General features: G+C 37.7%; 19 protein-coding genes and 2 pseudogenes. 5 read left to right on the top strand and 16 right to left on the bottom strand.

All coding sequences use genetic code 11. From position 1 onward, the window contains the following. Window positions 1–166: 166 nt before the first annotated feature. The 10 genes from G8Y84_RS08350 to G8Y84_RS08310 all read right to left on the bottom strand — a co-directional run bounded on the left by G8Y84_RS08350 (window position 167) and on the right by G8Y84_RS08310 (window position 9,510). Complete coding sequence (locus tag G8Y84_RS08350) at window positions 167–844, bottom strand: DUF554 domain-containing protein (protein ID WP_037575975.1); 678 nt, start codon at window positions 842–844, stop codon at window positions 167–169. 110 nt (window positions 845–954) lie between these two features. After that, complete coding sequence (locus tag G8Y84_RS08345; protein ID WP_165806286.1) at window positions 955–1,890, bottom strand: cation diffusion facilitator family transporter; 936 nt, start codon at window positions 1,888–1,890, stop codon at window positions 955–957. A 14-nt stretch (window positions 1,891–1,904) separates the two neighbouring features. Next, window positions 1,905–2,321 carry a DUF2231 domain-containing protein gene (locus G8Y84_RS08340; protein ID WP_037575979.1) on the bottom strand — a complete coding sequence of 139 codons (417 nt, stop codon included), beginning with the start codon at window positions 2,319–2,321 and terminating at the stop codon, window positions 1,905–1,907. Window positions 2,322–2,389: 68 nt separating this feature from the next. Beyond that, complete coding sequence (locus G8Y84_RS08335) at window positions 2,390–3,541, bottom strand: sensor histidine kinase (protein WP_105966057.1); 1,152 nt, start codon at window positions 3,539–3,541, stop codon at window positions 2,390–2,392. After that, entirely contained in the window at window positions 3,538–4,206 is a 669-nt protein-coding gene (locus G8Y84_RS08330) for a response regulator transcription factor (protein ID WP_037575983.1), read from the bottom strand. The genes G8Y84_RS08335 and G8Y84_RS08330 overlap by 4 nt, the downstream gene beginning before the upstream one ends. A 26-nt stretch (window positions 4,207–4,232) precedes the next feature. Continuing rightward, complete coding sequence (locus G8Y84_RS11470; RefSeq protein ID WP_255201684.1) at window positions 4,233–4,367, bottom strand: hypothetical protein; 135 nt, start codon at window positions 4,365–4,367, stop codon at window positions 4,233–4,235. Window positions 4,368–4,522: 155 nt separating this feature from the next. Beyond that, on the bottom strand, window positions 4,523–5,731 hold the full coding sequence (locus tag G8Y84_RS08325; protein WP_373368847.1) for a serine hydrolase domain-containing protein: 1,209 nt from the start codon (window positions 5,729–5,731) through the stop codon (window positions 4,523–4,525). Between the two features lie 875 nt (window positions 5,732–6,606). Further along, the gene (locus G8Y84_RS08320; protein ID WP_105965703.1) at window positions 6,607–7,794 is read right to left on the bottom strand and encodes an ABC transporter permease; all 1,188 of its coding nucleotides are present in this window, start codon (window positions 7,792–7,794) and stop codon (window positions 6,607–6,609) included. Continuing rightward, entirely contained in the window at window positions 7,787–8,473 is a 687-nt protein-coding gene (locus G8Y84_RS08315) for an ABC transporter ATP-binding protein (RefSeq protein WP_037575988.1), read from the bottom strand. Before G8Y84_RS08315 ends, G8Y84_RS08320 begins: the two co-directional genes overlap by 8 nt. Beyond that, window positions 8,470–9,510, bottom strand: coding sequence for an efflux RND transporter periplasmic adaptor subunit (locus G8Y84_RS08310; protein ID WP_037576116.1), 1,041 nt, complete (start codon window positions 9,508–9,510; stop codon window positions 8,470–8,472). Before G8Y84_RS08310 ends, G8Y84_RS08315 begins: the two co-directional genes overlap by 4 nt. A gap of 258 nt (window positions 9,511–9,768) precedes the next feature. Here G8Y84_RS08310 and G8Y84_RS08305 point away from each other — a divergent pair, with 258 nt between their 5' ends. After that, window positions 9,769–10,368, top strand: coding sequence for a YIP1 family protein (locus G8Y84_RS08305; RefSeq protein ID WP_103159667.1), 600 nt, complete (start codon window positions 9,769–9,771; stop codon window positions 10,366–10,368). A gap of 93 nt (window positions 10,369–10,461) precedes the next feature. Here G8Y84_RS08305 and G8Y84_RS08300 read toward each other — a convergent pair whose 3' ends face one another. Both G8Y84_RS08300 and G8Y84_RS08295 read right to left on the bottom strand, forming a co-directional pair. Beyond that, window positions 10,462–10,836 carry a DUF1648 domain-containing protein gene (locus G8Y84_RS08300; RefSeq protein ID WP_037575989.1) on the bottom strand — a complete coding sequence of 125 codons (375 nt, stop codon included), beginning with the start codon at window positions 10,834–10,836 and terminating at the stop codon, window positions 10,462–10,464. A gap of 23 nt (window positions 10,837–10,859) precedes the next feature. Then, window positions 10,860–11,723 carry a fructosamine kinase family protein gene (locus G8Y84_RS08295; protein WP_105963333.1) on the bottom strand — a complete coding sequence of 288 codons (864 nt, stop codon included), beginning with the start codon at window positions 11,721–11,723 and terminating at the stop codon, window positions 10,860–10,862. Between the two features lie 156 nt (window positions 11,724–11,879). On the opposite strand from G8Y84_RS08295, the gene G8Y84_RS08290 reads away from it, so the two are divergent. Together G8Y84_RS08290 and G8Y84_RS08285 are read left to right on the top strand one after the other, a co-directional pair. Then, complete coding sequence (locus G8Y84_RS08290) at window positions 11,880–12,545, top strand: NAD(P)H-dependent oxidoreductase (protein WP_165806285.1); 666 nt, start codon at window positions 11,880–11,882, stop codon at window positions 12,543–12,545. A 345-nt stretch (window positions 12,546–12,890) separates the two neighbouring features. Beyond that, window positions 12,891–13,368 (top strand): annotated as a pseudogene (locus tag G8Y84_RS08285) (recombinase family protein); the annotation flags it as partial. Window positions 13,369–13,376: 8 nt separating this feature from the next. Here the strand turns inward: G8Y84_RS08285 and G8Y84_RS08280 are convergent. Then, a pseudogene (locus G8Y84_RS08280) lies at window positions 13,377–13,844 on the bottom strand (DUF536 domain-containing protein); the annotation flags it as partial. A gap of 10 nt (window positions 13,845–13,854) precedes the next feature. On the opposite strand from G8Y84_RS08280, the gene G8Y84_RS11610 reads away from it, so the two are divergent. Continuing rightward, complete coding sequence (locus G8Y84_RS11610; RefSeq protein ID WP_105963364.1) at window positions 13,855–14,136, top strand: transposase; 282 nt, start codon at window positions 13,855–13,857, stop codon at window positions 14,134–14,136. On the opposite strand, the gene lip is transcribed toward G8Y84_RS11610, so the two are convergent. Then, window positions 14,107–16,302 carry a YSIRK-targeted triacylglycerol lipase gene (lip, locus tag G8Y84_RS08270; protein ID WP_165806284.1) on the bottom strand — a complete coding sequence of 732 codons (2,196 nt, stop codon included), beginning with the start codon at window positions 16,300–16,302 and terminating at the stop codon, window positions 14,107–14,109. The genes G8Y84_RS11610 and lip overlap by 30 nt on opposite strands. Window positions 16,303–16,685: 383 nt before the next feature. On the opposite strand from lip, the gene nagE reads away from it, so the two are divergent. Then, a complete protein-coding gene (nagE, locus tag G8Y84_RS08265) occupies window positions 16,686–18,155 on the top strand; it encodes an N-acetylglucosamine-specific PTS transporter subunit IIBC (RefSeq protein WP_037576002.1) in 1,470 nt (489 codons plus the stop codon). Between the two features lie 133 nt (window positions 18,156–18,288). Here nagE and G8Y84_RS08260 read toward each other — a convergent pair whose 3' ends face one another. Both G8Y84_RS08260 and G8Y84_RS08255 read right to left on the bottom strand, forming a co-directional pair. Next, window positions 18,289–19,770, bottom strand: coding sequence for a DUF6056 family protein (locus G8Y84_RS08260; protein ID WP_165806283.1), 1,482 nt, complete (start codon window positions 19,768–19,770; stop codon window positions 18,289–18,291). 18 nt (window positions 19,771–19,788) lie between these two features. Further along, window positions 19,789–19,971, bottom strand: a complete 183-nt coding sequence (locus tag G8Y84_RS08255; protein WP_133171043.1) for a DUF5776 domain-containing protein — start codon at window positions 19,969–19,971, stop codon at window positions 19,789–19,791. Window positions 19,972–20,298: the final 327 nt, after the last annotated feature.

The raw sequence follows: 20,298 nt of genomic DNA, 5'->3' as shown, positions 1-20,298 counted from the left end.
ACGACGCTTTTTTAGTTCCATTAAAATAGCCATCAAAATTGATTTGTGAGTCAATTTTGATGGCTTTCTAATTTTAAGTGTATGTTTGTATTGATATTAACGATTTGTCTTAATCACAGAGATGCACCGCTTCTTAAAACTTTTGCTGGCATGCCTTCACAGTCATTTAGAAAAGATGTAACAACATGAAAAAAACGAGTGGTATGACTAATGCCGGCAACATATTCATGGTTTTGATTTTTACCATTCCTAAAATATTAAGACCCGTTGCTAAAATTAAAATGCCTCCAATAATTTGAATTTCATTCATCAAAGACAAACTCAAACTGGTTTTCATAAACAACGCCACCACATAAATGCCCCCTTGCCAGAGGAAGACCGCAATAGCGGAAAAAGCAATCCCTATCCCAAACGTTGAAGCTAACACAATAGACGTAATACCATCGAGCGTCCCGTTAGCTAATAAATATGTATAGTCACCATGCAATGCTGCTTCAACCGGGCCTAAAATGGACAACGCCCCAATACAGTAAAGTAAGACGGCGGTCGCTAAACCTTCTGCCAAATTACCTTTTGAAAAACGTGCGACGCCTGTTTGAAATCGTTGTTCGAGCTGCAACATTTGGCCAATCACACTGCCTATCGCTAAACTCACAATAAACAAAATAGGAAAGTCGCTCTTAGGTAAATGTTGAACGATTGCGTTTATTCCAAGACCTATAGCTACAAGTCCCATTGCTTGCATTAATATTATATGGTAAGCCTCTTTTAACCCTTTTTTCAACACTGCGCCAATCAGACTGCCAATAACAATCATAATGACATTATAAAACGTCCCAAACATCCAACTCCCCCTTTCACACCATCATACCACTATACACTTCCGTATTCGGTTTAAAACACAACATAAAAAAGCAAGTTGATTCGCTTTCAACTTGCTTTTGTTTCATACTTTTATTTAATTTCTTCAAAATAAGCTTCGTCGAGATGATTGACTTCTAAGTGTTCTATTTGAAGTGTGGTATGGGCTAAGCCGTATTTTTCTTTGAGTAAACGATCTAACTTATTAATCGTTTCATAAGCATCTTTACCATTTTTACTGTCTAATACGACATGGGCACTTAAAGAATAGTGTTCTGTCGTAATCGACCAAAGATGAAATTCATGGACATCTAGAACTTGGTCCACTTGTTTCATATCGTCCATAATTTCATCTGTATCTAAATGTTCAGGTACAGATTCCATCAAAATCAACACGGCATTTCGCATGATTTTATAGCCCCCGCGTAAAATGACTACTGCAATCACCATACTTAAAATTGGGTCAATCAATTGCATACCCGTAAAATAAATTAACACCACCGCGACAATGACACCGACAGAGTTCAACAAGTCGCCTAAAAAATGCCATAATGCACTTTGAATGTTGATGTTATTTTCATTTTTAAGTGAACGCATCAAAATGAGTGTCAAAATAATGTTCACAATCAGACCAATTGTCGCAATGACCAACATAAGGCCACTTTCCACAGGTTTTGGATAAATGATGCGCACGATCGCTTCATAAAAAATCCAAAGCGAAATCAATGCTAAAGCTAACCCGTTTAAAAAGGCTGCGATAATTTCAAAGCGTAAATAACCAAATGTGAATTTCGCGGTTGGTTTACGGCTGACAAAATAGATGGCCACCATGGATAAACCAAGCGCAACGACATCACTTAACATGTGAAATGAATCTGAAAGTAAAGCAAGAGAGTTAGAAATAATCCCTCCTGCAAACTCTACAATTGTGAAAAAGAGTGTAATGATGAGTGATGCCCACAACGTCTTTTTAGAACTTTTTTGAGATTTTCGATGTTCTACATGGTGGAAATAGTAATTTCTTGCCATAGCCGTATCCTCCCTTAATTTCCGTAAGTAATGCTCGCGCCGAGATGTCCCGTAATAATGAGCAGTCCAAATCCGATAATTGTTAAAATGAGCACGCCCCATTTTGAATAAGTGGCGTAGTTTTTAAACCACATTCCCCCAAGTTGGATCACTGTTGCTAAACCGTAAACAATCAATGCTAACATTGCGAACGTTTCGTGTAAGTGAACCAAACTTTCTACATGCTGTGGATTAAAATGTTGCATCGCGTATGCTTCTCCGCTATCGCCAAGTAAGTAACTGATGGCCCCTGTGACCATCCCCACGATGAGTAAAAGTGCTAATGAAAAGGATAAATCTTTTTTCTTCAAAATAACAGCTAATAGTGCCAAAAATGTCGCAAATGTTAATAATGCGATTGGGAAGTGTACTAATAATGGATGTAATGGCATGTATATCAACCCCTTGTTTTCTTAATAAGGTTAATATACTGAAGAAAACTGAAATGAACCTGAAAATTTTAAAGTTTTATTAAAAAAGTTGTTCCTTTTTCTTCTTTGGAAATGACTTCAATTGTCCCACCATATTGTTGAACACGCGCTTGTAAAAGTGACAGCCCAATGCCTGAGCCTTTTTGGACAACGTTACCGCGGTAGAAACGTTTAAAAATATGTTGTTGCGCGTCTTTAGAAATCCCCATACCATCATCATGAACACGCAGTTCTATGCCATTAATTAATTTTGAGGCGCTTATAGAAATATGCACCTCTGAGGTGTTATGTTTCACGGCATTTTCTAATAAAATATTCACCATCTGTTTTAAATGGAATGGTAAGATAGGATAGGTCAAATCGTGGGCATACAACCGTTGTATCCGAACGCCATAAGCCATTTCGATAGAGTGCACCGCATCGTCTAAAACTGGACTAATATTAATCGCCTCTAAATCTTGTACATTCATTTCTATCTCAAGCATTGAATCAATCAACTGTTGCATATACGTGACTTCTGACTTCATTTGTTCTAAGGTGTGTTGACTTGTCTCACTCAGATTTTCACGATCTAGCATTTCTATGTACTGTGTGCCAAGCAATAATGAGGCCATCGGGGTTTTCATCTCATGCGAGGCGTTTTGAATAAAAAGCCGTTGGTCTTGCATCAACTGTTCATAAATTCGGACAGGGCGTGCTGCCAAATAATAAGCTAACGCCATCATCATTAAGAAGCCAAGACCAAAACTCCCCATTAATACGGCAACTAAAAACCCTTTTGTTTCATGAAAGTCACTCACATTCGTCAAACTATATAATGTCCGATGGTCCGATAATGGAACCTTACGCACATCAAACACACCATGCGCACTCTCATCAATAAATGGTAGCTTTTCTGAGGCATGCACAAATCGATCTTCTAACGTATCCTTTGAAAATGGCGTCCGTGCTTCTTGGATACGCCCCTCTTTGACAATAAAATAATCGTGTGACGCATTTACATTTTGCTGATGTTCAATTGCGTGGTGAACGCTTGCGGTCTGACGCTTCGCTGTTTCGCTCATTTCTTGATTCAATTTATAACTGAATAAAATGACGATTATTAAAAAAAGCGTACTTAATAAGACAAATAACATCCCGGCATATTTGATGAAGGCTGGCCAGAAGCGATATTCTGTCATGATATCACTTCCAATTTGTAGCCGACGCCACGGATGCTTTTAATTTGAAGAGTGGCTCCTAAGGTCGTTAACTTTTTGCGTAGTTGGCGGACAAGCGCATCCACATTGTTGTCTGAAACGATTTGATCCAAATACCATACTTTTTCAATAATAAGCGTGCGCGAAACAACGGCATTTAAAAACAACAATTCTAGTAATTGATACTCTTTTTGTGTTAAGTCCATAACTTGTGCTGACATTAAAAATTGATGTTTTTGATAGTCATACGTCACATTGCCTATCGTTTTCTTGTGCGTATCCATTGCGTGATACCGCTTCATCACCGCAAGCATCCGAGCTTCTAGTTCTTCAAATTCAAAGGGTTTTGTCACATAATCATCCGCCCCAGCCGTTAGACCTTCCACTTTATCTGCGGTTTGTGATTTCGCTGTTAACATGATGATGGGGACAGGTTCATGTTGCGCACGAATGGCACGAATAATATCCACACCGCTTTGATCGGGAAGCATCCAATCCACAAGAAGCACATCATAATGAATTTGGTTCATATAAAGTGCAACTTCTTCGCCACTTTTTAACCAATCCACATTATAGTGCCGTAACTTCAACATATTTTGAAGCAATTCGCCAATCATGTGGTTATCTTCAATCAACAAGACCTTCATCCAATCCCCTCACATTTCTCAGTTGTTTATGATGCTTTTGTGTCTTCAAGCATATGTTCATCTTCACGATATTGTTGTAACGTTAAAATTGCCACACCCCATAGCACTGCGACACCGATGGCTCCTGCTACATAAGCGCCTATTTTACAAAATGTTTTCATAAGTTTCTTCCTCCTATTTTTTAGCTTTATCACTATCATTATATACCACTTTACGAAATAACTTAAAACGTGGTCCGTGTGGAAACGTTGTTTAAAAAGCAAAGCCATCAAAATCTACTTGAATGTAAATTTTGATGGCTTTTGCATTTGAACAGTTAACGCGTTTTCGGTTGTTTTAACATATTAAAATAGATATGTTTCATTTTGTTTTCCAAAAGGTTCGGTTTATTGTTTTCATAGTTTGTCGCAATGACCACAATATAGCGATCATTAAAATAAGTGGTGAACGTCTGTCCGTAAAAGACCCCATTGATGCGATTATAACCTGGGAACGCATAAAAACCATAGCGATAATTTTCAGGATAACGTGCGGTGTTAATTTCATGAATATAAGGTTGGGTGACGTTTTCAGGAAACATACGATTCATTTGAAGATTTCTAACAACTAATCCCATATCGTGTGTCGACATATATAAATTTCCTGCACCATAATATTGATCTAAAAAGAGCGTCGGCGTAAAGACCGGTACATTTTTATTGCGTTTATATCCTTTGGCCATATCTTCTTGATAACGGACATCATTAAAAAAGGCACTATGTTTCAAGTTTAAAGGACTTCCAAAGTGTTTGTAGTAATTTTCGGTATAACTTTGATGCGTCACTTTTTCAATGACTTTCGCCAATACGAGATAATTCGCATCATTATAAAAATGTTTGTGATAATATTTTCGATTGATGCCCTTTTTCTGAATCGCTGCAACAGCCTCATCTAAATTCAATCTATTTTTCGACCCTTTATATTTATAAAGTCCACTTTGATGTAACATTAAATCTTTCAACGTTATCGGCTTTTTCGTTTTAAACTGTGGCAAATATTGGGTAACTGGCGCATTAATATTAACTTTACCTTCAATTTCCAATTTCTTTAGCATAATGCCCGTAAAAAACTTTTGTGCAGATCCAATTAAAAAGAGCGTATTGGCATCATTGGTTTTTCCACTTTCAATATCTTGAAAGCCGTAACCTTTGTTCATTTTCAATTGACCTTTATCATAAATCGCTATAGATCCATTAAAATTTTCACGCTCTAAGTAGTGATCAATTTGAGGATAGACAGGATTGTGCGCATCCATCACGGTTTTAAGCCGTGGAATATCTGTCGCATTCGCCGCTGGTTTATCTTGTTGGCTTGTTTGTAAATTTGCCCATTCTTGTTCATGACGTTTTTTTAAGTGGCGATAAACACTCACACTTCCAAGCAAAATGGCTAAAGCAATACAACCGACGATTATATTCATAATTAATGATTTTCTTTGTTTATTCACTTTCTTATTTCCTTTTTCAATTATTCGATAGCACTTCATCATATCATAAATTGAATCTTGTCCTATCTTTCATAAATATTCTATACTATTTTCATTCTATTTCCAGTATTATTACTCTTGATTTTTATCTTTTCATATAGAATTAAATATTTTTAACGTATACTTTATCTTATACCAGCAGACGTTGACAAAGAGCCCAATTATAGAGATATTTGTGTGTGCTATTTTTGTATTTAAAACAAAAATAACGGCTAGTGAACAACTCACCTACCGTTAAAAGTATAGAATCAATAAAAATTGCCGATATTATTACGATACTAGCTATAATTGCAATAATTCCACCTTTTTTCATTTTTCTTATAGTTAATATACCTAAAGATAAAAAATATCATTGCTTGAAAGAAATATTGCCATTGTATTGGCATTTTTAATATATTAGCAACATTAAGAAATACTGTGATAATTGATAGCATAGAAATTATTAAAAAGATAAATTCATATAATTTAAAATCTCTAATGTCCATCTTCTTACCTCCAAGTATCCCCTTTTTAGTTGTAAGATATAACTGTAAGAACATTCATAATGATATTATCATAAGAATTTGGTGTTGTCTTTTTGGCTTCTTCTAGACTTAATAATAACTAAATTAAAATAAGACACTTGGTCTCTAAAAGAAAATCTTTCTAATAAATTAGTATTAATGCTACACACAAAAAGTTAAATATTACTTTTCCTATTAGCGTTAGCAGAGAATTAGAAAACAACAAAAAAATTAATGTACTTATAGTTAATATCATTAATATCGTAGAAAGTAATTCTTTCAAATTTCACGCCAACTTCAATTGTCTGATTTTCACACTATAGAGTAAAAGATCTAGTAGAATTATGCAATTTTACTAGATCTTCATTAAACTTACTTGATGATATCAATCAATTCTTTTTTAGATGCCGCACGAGCCGGAATCCATCCAAAGACAATACCGATTAAGGAGGAGACGCCCACCGCAAGGAGGACTGATCCTAGGGTAACTGAACTTTTAATATAATCTGGCGTTAGCGCATCAACAAGGGCGGCAATCGCTATTCCAATGACTAAACCAATGATGCCTCCGATTAAACATAAAATGACACTTTCAATTAAAAATTGAAGTTCAATGTCACGTCCTTTTGCGCCAAATGCGCGTCGAATGGCGATTTCTTCCGTACGTTCCGCCACAGAAATGTACATCACGTTCATGACACCGATGCCGGCAATAAAGAGGGAAATACCTGCCACCGCTGCCACAAAGTACGTAATCGCATCAAATACTTTGTTGATGTTTTTCATGAGCGCTTCCATATCTGTGTATTGGTAGGTTCCGCTGCCCACAGCCGAGCCGCTTTTGTTTAATTTATCTGCGACCGCATTGGCCACGTCTTTTTTGCTCATACTTTCATTAAACTTTACTTCTAGTTGCGGCGTTGCGGAAGTTAAGTTCGGCAAATAACGTTTCAATGTATTAGAAGGGATTTGAACAAGATTCGGTGTGACCATCTCATTTTGGATGCCAACTACTTCAAATCCCATCCCATCAATATAGATCGTCTTGCCGACCGCATCTCCTTTGAATAAACTGTCAGCCACTTCGGAACTAATCGTTGCGACGCGTTCTGAGGTCTCATTATCATCAGACGTGAATCCTTTTCCTTGTTGGGTCTCACGTGCGGATGTTTTTGGTTTAATCGTGATGTCAGATTTTTTATTAACACTCCGAGCTTCACTGCTTAATCCGTCTTGGTCATTCTTCTTCAGTTTCGCATCTTGTACCCCTTTCACTTGTTTGGCAAGATCTAAATCTGAGGCCGTGAAAGGTGTCGTGTTCGCCGGGGGCTTCCCTTCGGCCATTTGATTGTCTATATAATCAATGAGCACGGTATTTTTAGAGGCCCCTGCATCATTGAACTGCTTATTGGCGGTTTCTTTAAACCCGTTTCCCAATGACATGATGGTAATGACCGCGGCAATACCGATAATAATCCCAATCATCGTAAATATATTACGACGTTTGTTTTTCAGGATAGAACGTAAGGCAACGTGAATAATATTGTTAAAGTTACTCATGTACGTTCACCTCTTCTTTTTGAATACGACCATCTAAAATATGAATGACGCGATCGGCTTGTGCGGCGACTTTCGGATCATGCGTGACTACAATCATGGTTGTCCCTTGTTCTTTGTTTAACTTTAAAAACAATGTCATGATATCTTGTGAAGTCTTTGAGTCTAGCGCCCCTGTCGGTTCATCCGCAATGATAAACTTAGGTTCATTAACAATCGCCCTTGCGATAGCGACACGTTGTTGTTGGCCTCCTGAAAGCTTGTTCGGCACAAGTTGTTCTTTATCGTAAAGACCAACTTCATGTAACATCGCTCGCACACGTTCTTTACGGGCTCTTGCAGAAAGGCCGGCATAGAGTAAGGGAATGCTCACATTTTCTAAAATCGTATTGTTTTGAATCAGTTTAAAGTTTTGGAACACAAAGCCAACGGTACGGTTACGGATGGCGGCCAGTTCATTATCTGAACGTTGTTGGTAATTATGGCCGTCAAACAAATAGTCGCCTTCGTATCCGCGATCGATAAACCCTAAAATATTGATAAGCGTACTTTTCCCTGAACCTGAAGGCCCCATAATCGCCACAAATTCACCTGCATCGATTCGTAAGTGAATGTCTTTTAAAATGTGATTCGTTTCGTTGCCGTTTTTAAAACTTCGGTTCACATGATTGAGTTCTATCATGAGGACACCTCAACTTTTTTCCCGTCTTTTAAATCGCTATCAGGATTTTTGATGAGTTTGTCACCTTTCTTCAGACCTTTTTTCAAAATGAGGTCCCCATTATTGTCATCATATTTAATTTGTCGTTTATCAACTGTACCGTCTTTATCCACCACATACACGTGATCATCTTTCGTCAGCACAGACGATGGGAGTTTAATCGTGTCGAGGGGGATTTCAGCTTCAACTGAGAAACCGTTACGCACATCAAAATCTAAGTCCCCAATCATCACAGTATATTTTGAAGACGCGCTGTCATCTCCTCCAGTTGGATTGGTTTCCGTCGGATTAGACGCGGTCATCGCTTGTCCTTCTCCAGAATCTCCACTTGGGTCGGCTCCACTCATCGCACCTTGTCCACCTGCTTGTTGAGCTTGGTCATAACTTGTTGGGAGTTCAGAAATGCTTTTAATTTTGCCTTTTCCTTTTTTACCCGTGCTAGTCACGGTAACATTCACGTCGTCACCGACTGAGATTTTGTTTAAATCAAACTCCGAGACCGTCGTTTTAATTTGAGGTTCATCGGCGATTAATTTCAAAATCGGTTCGCCGTTACCCACATTTGTCTTTTTAATATCCGATACAATCCCATTGAACGTCGCATAGACACTGTCGTTTACTTGACTATCGTATTGATTCAATTGTTTCCACGCTTGATTGATGGCTGTTTGATCGCCTTTCGCTTCTGCTTGACGCACTTGTTGGTATAACTCATTGCGTTTATTCGGGTTAATATCGTAGTTGATCAGAGGTGTGCCTTGTGTCACACGTTGTCCTTCATTGACTTGTACACTGACGAAATCGCCTAACTGGGCATTATTTTGATATGTTTTAATAGATTCTGGCGAAACCTTGCCCGTCACTTTAATCGGACTTTCAGTCTTCACCTGATATGTATCGTAAGCTGCTTTGTCATCTTTGTTCGAGCCTGTCACTGCTTTTGCGATAAATCCTGCGATGATTAACAGGGCAATCCCGACAATCGACAAGATAATCATTGATTTTTTCTTCAAAACGTTCTCTCCTCACTTAATAATCTTTAAAACTAGTCGTAGATGTTTTTTCTAACAACACAACTTTATTTATTTTAAGTTTATATGATTTTTCAATCATGCGAAACCTAATTGTAGAATTTTTTACGATAATTTTAATTTGATTAACAATGCTCCCCTTTAAAACTGACGTTGATTAATTAATTATTTTATCGTATCGTTTATATAAAGTAAGATTTACATGAACAGGAGGAAAGACAAACCATGAACCAAGGCAACTTATTACATATCGATGCGTTTGAAAAAAAGCGCCATCATCCGAAACTACTTCGAAACCTTCTTTTATTAATTGTGTTATCTATCATCGCAGGGATTCTTACACCCTTTGTCACAGATTTCACGGCCACTTTTAAAGAACAAGGGCTCCCACAAGAACAAATTGATGGCATGACGACTATAATGCCTATATTAACCGGCATTGGTGTGCCTTTTGGTAATTTTTTTAACTGGCTCATTTATTTTGTGATTGTGTTAATCATTGCTAAAATCGCAAAATCTGACGTGTCTGTTAAAAGTATTTGGGCGTCAACGTTACTCATGCTCGTCATCTTATCTGTGGTTGCTGTTGTGACCCTACTGATTCAATGGATGTTCGGCTTAAAATTACCTGATATCAATATCGCCTCTTTGAATATCTTTTCACCAGGACAACCGCAACTTGCAGCGATTAACATCCAAAATATCTTGACGGCTTGGTTATTCGGCGTGATTTTACATTCTACGTGTCACCTTTCTAAAAAGTGGTCTGCCGTTTTAGCGGTCATTCATTTTATTGTTTTCTTCTCATTTTCATTTTTTGCTTAAATGAAAAAGCTAGGACGCACCTGTCCTAGCTCGCATGGTCTACAAAGTTTTTTGCTTTGTAGGCTTTTTTATTTTCTTTTGAGAATATTTTCTTTAGTGGTGATGAAGTAGGGAGTGCAATTGATAGAGATACATAGCCCACACGCATAAATTAAAGAGAAAAAATAATACTGCGAATAACCACTGAACTTTTCGGGAAGATTTCATGTTCCCTTTCATAATTCTTTCTACTTTAGGCATCGCTTCAATCATTCCCACCATCACGCTCCACAAAATTAAAAAGAAAATGGGTAAGAACCATAATTGCTTTTTCGGCCCAAAGGCATCAGCCTCTCCAAATAACGTAAAATGCGTCGCAACCGTGTAAGGGAGATGTGTGTACGAGATCCCGAGATATATCAGTGCGCCTAGCCATAAGACTAAAATAAGCATATAGATAACTCTCAAATACTTGTGCTGTCGACTCATGTTGCGAAACTCCTTTCAATGCGTTAAGCCTCTTTTAAAATAGTATCCATCATGCGACGGACGCTTCCTTCATACATGGCGCCAAATTTCACGAGATGGACGAGCAGTAAATACAACTCATAAAAATGAATTCTCAGATGTGCGCCTTCTTCTAAAGGATACGCTTCATCATACGCTTTATAAAAATCTTGGGTGAAACCACCAAACACTTTCGTTGCGCCTAAATCAAACTCACGATCACCATATAGTGGCGCAGGATCGAACAATGCAGGTGTCCCGTCTGTTAAAAACATATAATTGCCTGCCCATAAATCTCCATGGAGGAGTGAGGGACGACTCTGATGCTTTTGTAATGTCGTATCAATGAGGTCATAGACTTTATCCAATTGTGCGAGCCCCTCTTCTGATAATAATTGTCTTTCTACAATCATATCTCGTAATGGCATCAACCGTTGTTGCATAAAAAGGGTCCGCCAATCATCTGCCCATGTATTTTCAAAACGATGGTCTCCCCCTTCATAAGGAAGATGAAAACCAAATTGTCCGCTCTCACTTTCAGTATGATGAAGTTTGGCCACTAATTTACCAAGTGCGCGTTGGCTTCCTGATGTCCCTTCATCTAAGTAACTTAAAAGTAAATACGCATCGTGAGACACTTCCCCATTGGCGATAACACGAGGCGCCGTTACACCCGCTGCCTCAAACGCTTGAAGCCCAGCCATTTCTGCCGCATAAAACTCTTTAGAACGCCCCGGTTGGACTAACAAAAAATAAGGCTGATCTTTCGTTTCAATTTTGTAGGCTTGGTTCACATCGCCACCTGAAACAGGTTGTATCGTGGTAATCTCTTCCAGTGGTAAAACTTCACGCCATTGTTGTTCGTTCATTGCGCTCTTCCTTTCTTTTACTTCAGTTCTTATAAAACTCCTACCCGAAATAGCATATTTTCAAAAGAAGCGACCCCTAAACACAATATTTTCATATGTTGTGTCTTTTCACTATACTTAAAATATCACAATTCATAAAAGGAGCGGACTATGGTCATGGAAAATAAAAAACAGTTATTACTCGATGCGTATCAATTCCGTCATGCTGTTCGTCAATTTGATTCTGAGAAAAAAATCAGTGAGGACGATTTTAACACAATTTTAGAAACAGGGCGCCTCTCTCCAAGTTCACTTGGATTAGAACCTTGGAAATTTTTAGTCATTCAAAATAAAGATTTACGTGATGAACTGAAACCTCACAGTTGGGGGGCTACAAAACAATTAGATTCAGCAAGTCATTTTGTGCTTATTTTGGCACGTAAAGATGTTCAACCGAAAAACCCTTACGTCTCTTACATACTTGAAGAAATTCAAAAAATGACGCCAGAAATGTCTCAACAAAAACAAGAAGCCACAACAACTTTTCAAAAAGACAGCAATGACCTTTACCAAAGTGAGCGCACATTATTAGATTGGGCTGGTAAACAAACGTATATCCCTCTTGGCAATATGATGACTGCAGCAGCCATTTTAGGTATCGATTCTTGTCCTATGGAAGGCTTTTCTTATCCTGAAGTGGCGCAATTGTTAAGTGACAAAGGCTATATCGATTTAGACACGTATTACCCTTCTGTCATGGTCGCATTTGGCTATCGCAAAGAAGCACCAACACGTGAAAAAAGACGTCGTTCAGCTGAAGACGTTATTCAATGGATCGAATAACTGCCGACATCCTATACAAAAATACACAAAAAAGCAGGTCAGATGCGATGCTGACCTGCTTTTTTATTTAGGTTCTATACTTTTAACAGTTGGTGAGTTGTTCACTAGCCGTTATTCTCACTTTATATACAACATAGCACAAATATTTCTATACACAAATATCTCTAAAATTACAAGTACAAAACTTATAACATACATAAAGTTGTTTTATTACCTCTATACCCCAATAAACTTTACATACTTTATGCATGTATAAGGGTATGCACGTATACAAATAAGTGTTGAGTAATTTGAGTTTAAAAAATAGGTAGCCATACAGAGTGAATTACATAGGAGGTTTGTATTTTGAAAATAGGCTATGCAAGAGTTTCAACTGAATTACAAAATTTAAATTTACAGGAAGATCAGTTAAAGGCATTTGATTGTGAAAAGAAATTTAGCGACTATATAAGTGGTTCAAAAATAAACGGCCGGGCTTAGATAAAGTGAATGAATTTGCGAGATCAGGAGATACAATTGTTGTTTGGAGATTAGATAAATTGGGACGTAATATGGAGGATTTAATCACACTAGTCAATAAGCTTAACGGACGAGGAGTGAGTTTTCATAGTTTAGAAGAAAATATAACGATGGATAAATCAGGTTCTACAGGACAATTATTATTTCATTTATTCACAGCGTTACAAAGTTTGAACGTAATCTAATTTTAGAACGTTCTTCAGCGGGTAGAATTGTAGCTCGTGACAGAGACCGTCTTGGGGGTAGACCTGAAAAGTTAAATACCAAAGTTTTAAAAATGCTCAAAACACTTTATGATAATGGGAAACTGTTTTTTTCTTCTTGTTTATCTGAATCAATATTAATAGAATCCGCATTGTGATTTGTTTCTTGAACTTCTTTATCCTTACTTATATTAGAAGAATAATTAAGCTGCCTTTCTTCTAATTCAGACTCCAATCTTTGTATTTTTCTATTACTTTCTAAAGCTAATATTTGTTGATTTTCCAACAGTTTATTTAATGTATTCACATTGCTATTTTGATAATCTAATTGTTTGTTTAGATTATCAATATATTTTTCATCATTTTTAGCCCTAGTTTCAAAGATTTCTATTTGCTTTTCTAACTCACTTATTTTTGTCTGAAATATCTTAGAACTATTTGAATGATTATATATATGATTTTCAACTTCTGAAGAGTTTTCGTTAAGTAGTTCTTTTTTTATTGAACCTTTACTTTTCGTTTTTCCTACTTTCTTGATAATTTTTTCTACAATCTTCAAATAGTCATTGTCATCAATACATTAATCAATTATTTACACTTATATTGCAAATACGGTTCAAATCCCTCATTTAATCAGCAGTCCAATTGAAGGGATTAACAATAAAATTAAGCTTATCACACATGTCACTTATGGTTATAGAAATTTTAATAACTTTAGAAATAGGATTTTCATCATTTCGAGGTTATATGCGAGTAAATATAAAAACGTACTAAGCAACAAAAACTTGCCACTTAGCACATTTTACCTTCACCAACCGACGTTGACAAAGCGCTTTTATTTATTGTTCTGCTTTTTCAATGCGCATTAAATAATCTGCGATGGAATCATAAAAATCTGTTAGTTGTTTGTCAGAATGATTGGCATCTAAAGCATCACTGCCTACAAAATCACTATGATCCCATCCTTTCATCGTCGGCATGACTTGCCAAGTTCCTTTTTGAAGCGGTGAATTTTCATTCACTTCGACACTCTTTTCATCGGAAGGATGTTGAGAAGAAATCACAGAAACCAGGCCATCATTTGGTCGCCATAACACATCGTCGACAGCCCCTATGTAGTTGCCGGTAATCACTTTTGACGCTTCAATTCCTAAATCTACCATTTGTTTCCCAAGTTGTGTTGGGTGCGTCGCAAGTCCTGTGTATGTTTTATAATAAATATTAGGATTCAATTCTGTAGTTTGATTAATTTTGTCTGCACCTTCACGCGTTAAATCATATAAACCTGTATCTTCAGAATCCCAAATTTTACTTTTGGCCACGCGATTATTGTAATCAATCAATGATTCTCCATCTTGACGTTTAAAGCCCCATTGATTTAATCCAAAATCAATCGTTCCGAGATTGCTAGACGTTTTCGCAAAGGAATAAAGTAAATTACGAATGATTGGACTATTGCCGAGACCATCTGAGGCATGTGTGCCATTATGTGGCGTCGCAAGGGTCGTAATAGATTTCACCATGTGGTCATGACCCCCTTTAAATAAATCACTGATTTCACCGCCATGCGCTTTTTGATAAGCGATTTCCTCAGGATCACCAAAACGTAAATAATGTTCAAGTAAGCGAATCGTCTGACCGCCCATACTGTGTCCAATAAAATGAACAGGGTTACCAGGTTTCCAATCCTTTAACACGCCTTCATAAGTTTTACCATATCGTTCATGACCAAATTTCTCAGAATGTGCTGCCCCATAATCAACACGGCCACCTTTTAAGAAGTAATATAATTCAACAGCGCGCTCATGATTACTCGCCAAAGCACTCACACTTGCTTCATACATTTCATAGCCTGATTCACGCAAATGATTTTGCAAATTCGCCTTTGTGCCACCCCAGTAGTTTTCACCTTTCGCCGCAACGTCTCCTACAAATCCGTTAAAACCATGTACAAAAACAAAAGGATCTTTATTTTTAGGATGTTCTGGATTTTGCACAGCATCTGGCGCTTTTTTCACAACTGGTGCTTTTTCATTCGCTTGTTTTGTAAATTGTGCTTTTGTCGTTGTGTCTTTTGTTTTTGGTGCGTCGACAGATCTTAATGACGCCTCATTTTCTTGAGATGCTTCTGTTTTCGACTTTTGTTCATTTGTGTATTCTTTTTCTGTTTTGTCTGAAGGCTTCACTTTCACTCGACTAAACTCACTATCGATTGAAGGTACTTGGGCTTCTTCGTTAGATTTTTCTGCTTTTGATGACGTCTTTTTGTCATGTTCTGAGGGGTCAGCCTTTGTAAGGTCTGTCATTTCAGTGGTATGTGTTGTCGGTTCTGTTGTTTCTGCAGATTCATCTGATGTTTTGTGTTTGGCTTTCGAAAGAGGCATCCCAGGTTGTTCAGTACTTGGAGTCGCGTCTTTCTGGGCAGGCTCAATGGGCTTCATATCCTCTGATTTTTGCGCCGGTTCTACTGGCTTCATCTCTTCTGACTTTTGTGTCGGCTCTAACGGTTTCATATCCTCTGATTTTTGTGCCGGCTCTACTGGCTTCATGTCCTCTGACTTTTGCGCAGGTTCTACCGGTTTCATCTCTTCTGATGTTGGCGTCGGCTCTACTGGTTTCATCTCTTCTGACTTTTGTGCCGGTTCTACTGGTTTCATGTCCTCTGATGTTGGCGTCGGCTCTACTGGTTTCATCTCTTCTGACTTTTGTGCCGGTTCTACTGGTTTCATGTCCTCTGATGTTGGCGCCGGTTGTAATTCTGTCATTTTAGCAGATGCACTGGTTTGTGGATATGCATCAGTGACTTGACTTGATTCAATTGGTGTTGTTTTCGATGTTTGTGGCGCTTCTAGTTTTGTCATTGGCACCGATTGTTCTGTTGTCGTTTGAGCTTGTGGTGTTGTCGGCGTGTTTGTTTCATCTGCATGTGCCACCTGGCCTCCACCAATAAATATAAATGAGGCAACTATAACAGACGTTGCACCGAAAACGGATTTACGGATTGAGAATGTGTGTTGACGTTGTGTTTGTTTCATTTTACCAGTCCCTTCGGATATGTATAGCCCTTTAAAAGTGGCTTTTTCACTGGTAGCATACCAAAAGACCGTAAAATTATTGTAAAGTTGCCTAGTTGCTCTAATTTTTTGCTTAACTGTTAAAAATCTATCTATTGAGGTAACATCCAGGCATTTTCATTGCCTATGTGTAGGTTTTTTATGCCTAACTGTTAATTTTGGAATTTTTATGACGATAGCGCATACCGGAATGTTATGCACTCTCTTTATTTTTAAATATAACTTTACAAATTTTTGTTTTTTATCTAACGGCTCTATTCAATCTGTAAGCGCTATTATATAATAGTTGTGCTTATCAAAAGCGCTTGATACTCATACATATTTTAAGAATAGAAGGTGTACTTATGCTTAACTTTTTACAGCGTATTGGGAGATCGTTAATGCTTCCTGTGGCGGTGTTACCTGCAGCAGCGATTCTCATTGCAATCGCCAATACGATTGCCGCATTTTCAAATAATACAAATGCGTACTATACATTCTTTTTTAACGCCGGCATGGGCATTATCGGACAACTCGGTCTGCTTTTCGCCATTGGTGTCGGTCTTGGCATGGCTAAGAAAAATGATGGTGCCGTCGCACTAGCAACCGTTGTTGGCTTTTTCACTGTAACGACGTTGTTAAAACCAGAAAACGTTGCGAACTATTTAAATATCGCAACGAAAGACGTTAATGCTGGATTTGCGAATATTAATAACGGCAATGTCTTTATCGGGATTCTCGTCGGTTTAATTGCGGCTTACGCTTATAACAAATTTGCCTCTACTGAGCTTCCTACCGCTTTAGCGTTTTTTAGTGGGAAACGTCTTGTGCCAATTATGACCGCATTATTCAGTGTCATTCTGTCAGGCATTCTACTTTTTGTTTGGCAATTCGTTTATTCAGGTCTCGTCAACTTTGGGGAATTTATTCTAGGACTTGGGCCAATTGGTGCCGGCCTCTATGGTTTCTTTAACCGTTTATTGATTCCTACTGGACTTCACCATGCGCTCAATGCGGTGTTCTGGTTTGATGTGGCAGGGGTCAATGACATTGCCAATTTCCAAAGTCAAAAAGGGACAGAAGGGATCACAGGTCGCTACATGGCTGGCTTCTTCCCAATTATGATGTTTGGGGTGCCTGCCGCTGCACTTGCGATGTATCATACCGCAGACAGTAAAAACAAAAAACAAGTGGCAAGCTTAATGTTAGCCGGTTCTATTTCAGCTTTTGTGGTAGGGATTACAGAACCGATAGAGTTTGCTTTTATGTTTGTGGCCCCACAATTGTATGTCCTTCACGCTGTGTTAACTGGATTATCATTGTTTATCGCAGCCACTTTCCAATGGACTGCAGGATTTTCTTTTAGTGCCGGTTTAATCGATTACGTTTTGTCTTTAATTAATCCGATTGCCCATCTGCCCCTTATGCTCGTCTTACAAGGGCTCGTATTTTTCGTTCTGTATTACGTGATTTTCCGTTTTATGATTGTGAAATTCAATCTAAAAACACCTGGTCGTGGCACTGAAATTCCTGATCCTGAAGTGGACTTGACTCAAAACGCATCACATCAAGCAGGCTCTAAATATTATCAAACCGCTTCGACAATCATTTCAGGGTTGGGTGGCGAAGACAATATTGCCTCTCTCACAAACTGTGCGACACGTTTACGTTTAGAACTCAAAGATACAAGTTTAATGAATGAGAACCAAATCAAGTCTGCCGGCGCTGTCGGGGTAACGAAAAATGGACAACATCAAGCACAAGTCATCATAGGGACACACGTTCAACAAGTCGCTGATGAAATTGAAAGACAAATGGAAAAACAAGATAAATAACTAAAAACTGTCTGCAAGGCTTCCCTACTTGTAGACAGTTTTTTTAAGATTTTCTCCTAAACTTGCACACTACACTCTCTCGATTTACAAATCAAAAAGGAGCTTAGACATGGACTGTCTTTGCTCCTTTGATTTATTTTCTCTCCTGTTTTGGAGGGAATGTAATTTTGATATGTTGTGGAATTTCATAAAAATCTTTAAAAATCGCTTTACGGCGTTCGGTTTCTGGCGTAGAACGTTGCATATATTCTTCAAAAGGCAATCGTTGCATATGATAAGTTGTTAAATTTGGGTTTTCAGAAGCGGCACGATGGATGCCCGCAAGACGCATATGATCCGCAATACTAATGATCGAAAACATTACCACATACGCAGTCGCAAACGTGACCGCAAACAGGCGAATTAACCATTGCCAACTTGGCCCATTTAACCTTAAATAACGTAAGAGTACAAATGCTACCATCACATAAATAATAAATACGGCATAAAAATTCCGTGGGCCAATCGGTTGTACAATTAACAGAGGTGCCACCATGATAGGAATCGTGAGCAGTAATACCATGACATATGCCTTTATGCGTACAGGTAACGCACCGTAATACGCACTTAATAACAAAGCGATATAGAACGTTATCGCAATGAAAAAGTCTATGAACGCAACCTGCGCTTCATGAAGTCTCAACTCAAGATCTAGCGGAAGTCGAATCAACAACATGTACAATGGGGCACTGGCTAAACCTAGATAGAGTAAACCCTTCACATAGAACGGGATAGTACTTCGATAAACTTGATAACCTAACAAAATGGCGATAAGAATTAAAATCAGTATCGATTGATAAATGATATGCTCTGGAAATTGTGTCGTCAACGTATGAAACATTCGACTGATGAGTCCTTGATCCTCACTACTCACTTTTTGATAATCGGATTGGCCACCAAAAATTTTGATATACTGGGGATTCGTAAACATTACAATAGCCCCTATGAGCGCACTTACAATAGCGATGAAGAGTTGTTTTAAATGTTTACGATATTTTACATAATAAACAATCGCTGAAATCACAATCATTGCGATATTAAAAAGCGTCATATTTTCCATAAACCATTGCCCTAATATAGCCGTTACCATCATCATCAGCATTTCCCACCATCGCAATTTGCCGTGTTGGACTAATTTGATGCAATAGCGCAAAATGAGCAATGAGGCAAACATGGCAGGGACATAGTTAAAAAATCCAGCAAACCAGCCATAAATTTGACTGTAAATCGTGGAAGGGATCAACAAAATCAACACAAACAATAACAACATATGATCATTGGGGTGATGATCTTCCCCTAAAATATCATCCACACTTTTTTGAATAACTACCATGATGCCTATCGCAAAGACGACATAAACGAGATAACGGAATAACGCCACTCGTGTCGCAATGACTTCGAACGTATTCCCTAAGTAGCGTCCATTTAAGGTTTCATAAAAAGTTTGAAACATATGTGTGCCATAGGAAGTGCCCCACTCTAAATCATCATGTGTTAAAGGGGTTAATACGCTCATGACAAAATAAAAAATAATAATCGGAATTAAAATTCGGTAACGTAGTACACGTTCTAACATAATGGGGGTCTCTTCTTTCTAAAACGAAATCTCTTTTACAAATATTTTGTTAGCAGTGAGATACTCGCCTTGGTGTGTTTTAAGTCGTGGTGTTTCTTTAGATGAATACACAACTCCTTGAATATTCAATAATGTGACAGGCTCAATATCTGCCACTTTTTGCGTAAAATAGACTGTTAAGTTATTTTTTAATTTTAACAAAACCATCAACTTTCTTACAACTTAAATTTTGTTTAAAAAAACTCTTTTATTAATTAATTTTTCGATTTCTTACCATTTCATGGTAGAATTTTATAACTTTTTCAAAGCCAATAGAAAAAACAAAAACTGTAACATCAATTGCCAATCACTATCCACATTCATTGACTCATTATGTCAATTTTCATTATTTTTTTCATTCCTATCTCATAAATTGTTTCTATGATTTTATGAGATGATAATCATTGATGCACCAATCCCCTCACTGCTACAAATAGTGAGGGGATTTTTTGCTAAAACTTAACGCCGTTCGGTTTCTAGCGAAAAACG

Origin of the sequence: Staphylococcus sp. 11511212 (assembly GCF_011394755.1) — a bacterium.
Classification (GTDB): Bacteria; Bacillota; Bacilli; order Staphylococcales; family Staphylococcaceae; genus Staphylococcus; species Staphylococcus chromogenes.
The sequence above is the reverse complement of the archived record's forward strand: the minus strand, read 5'-3'. Positions and strand labels throughout refer to the sequence as shown.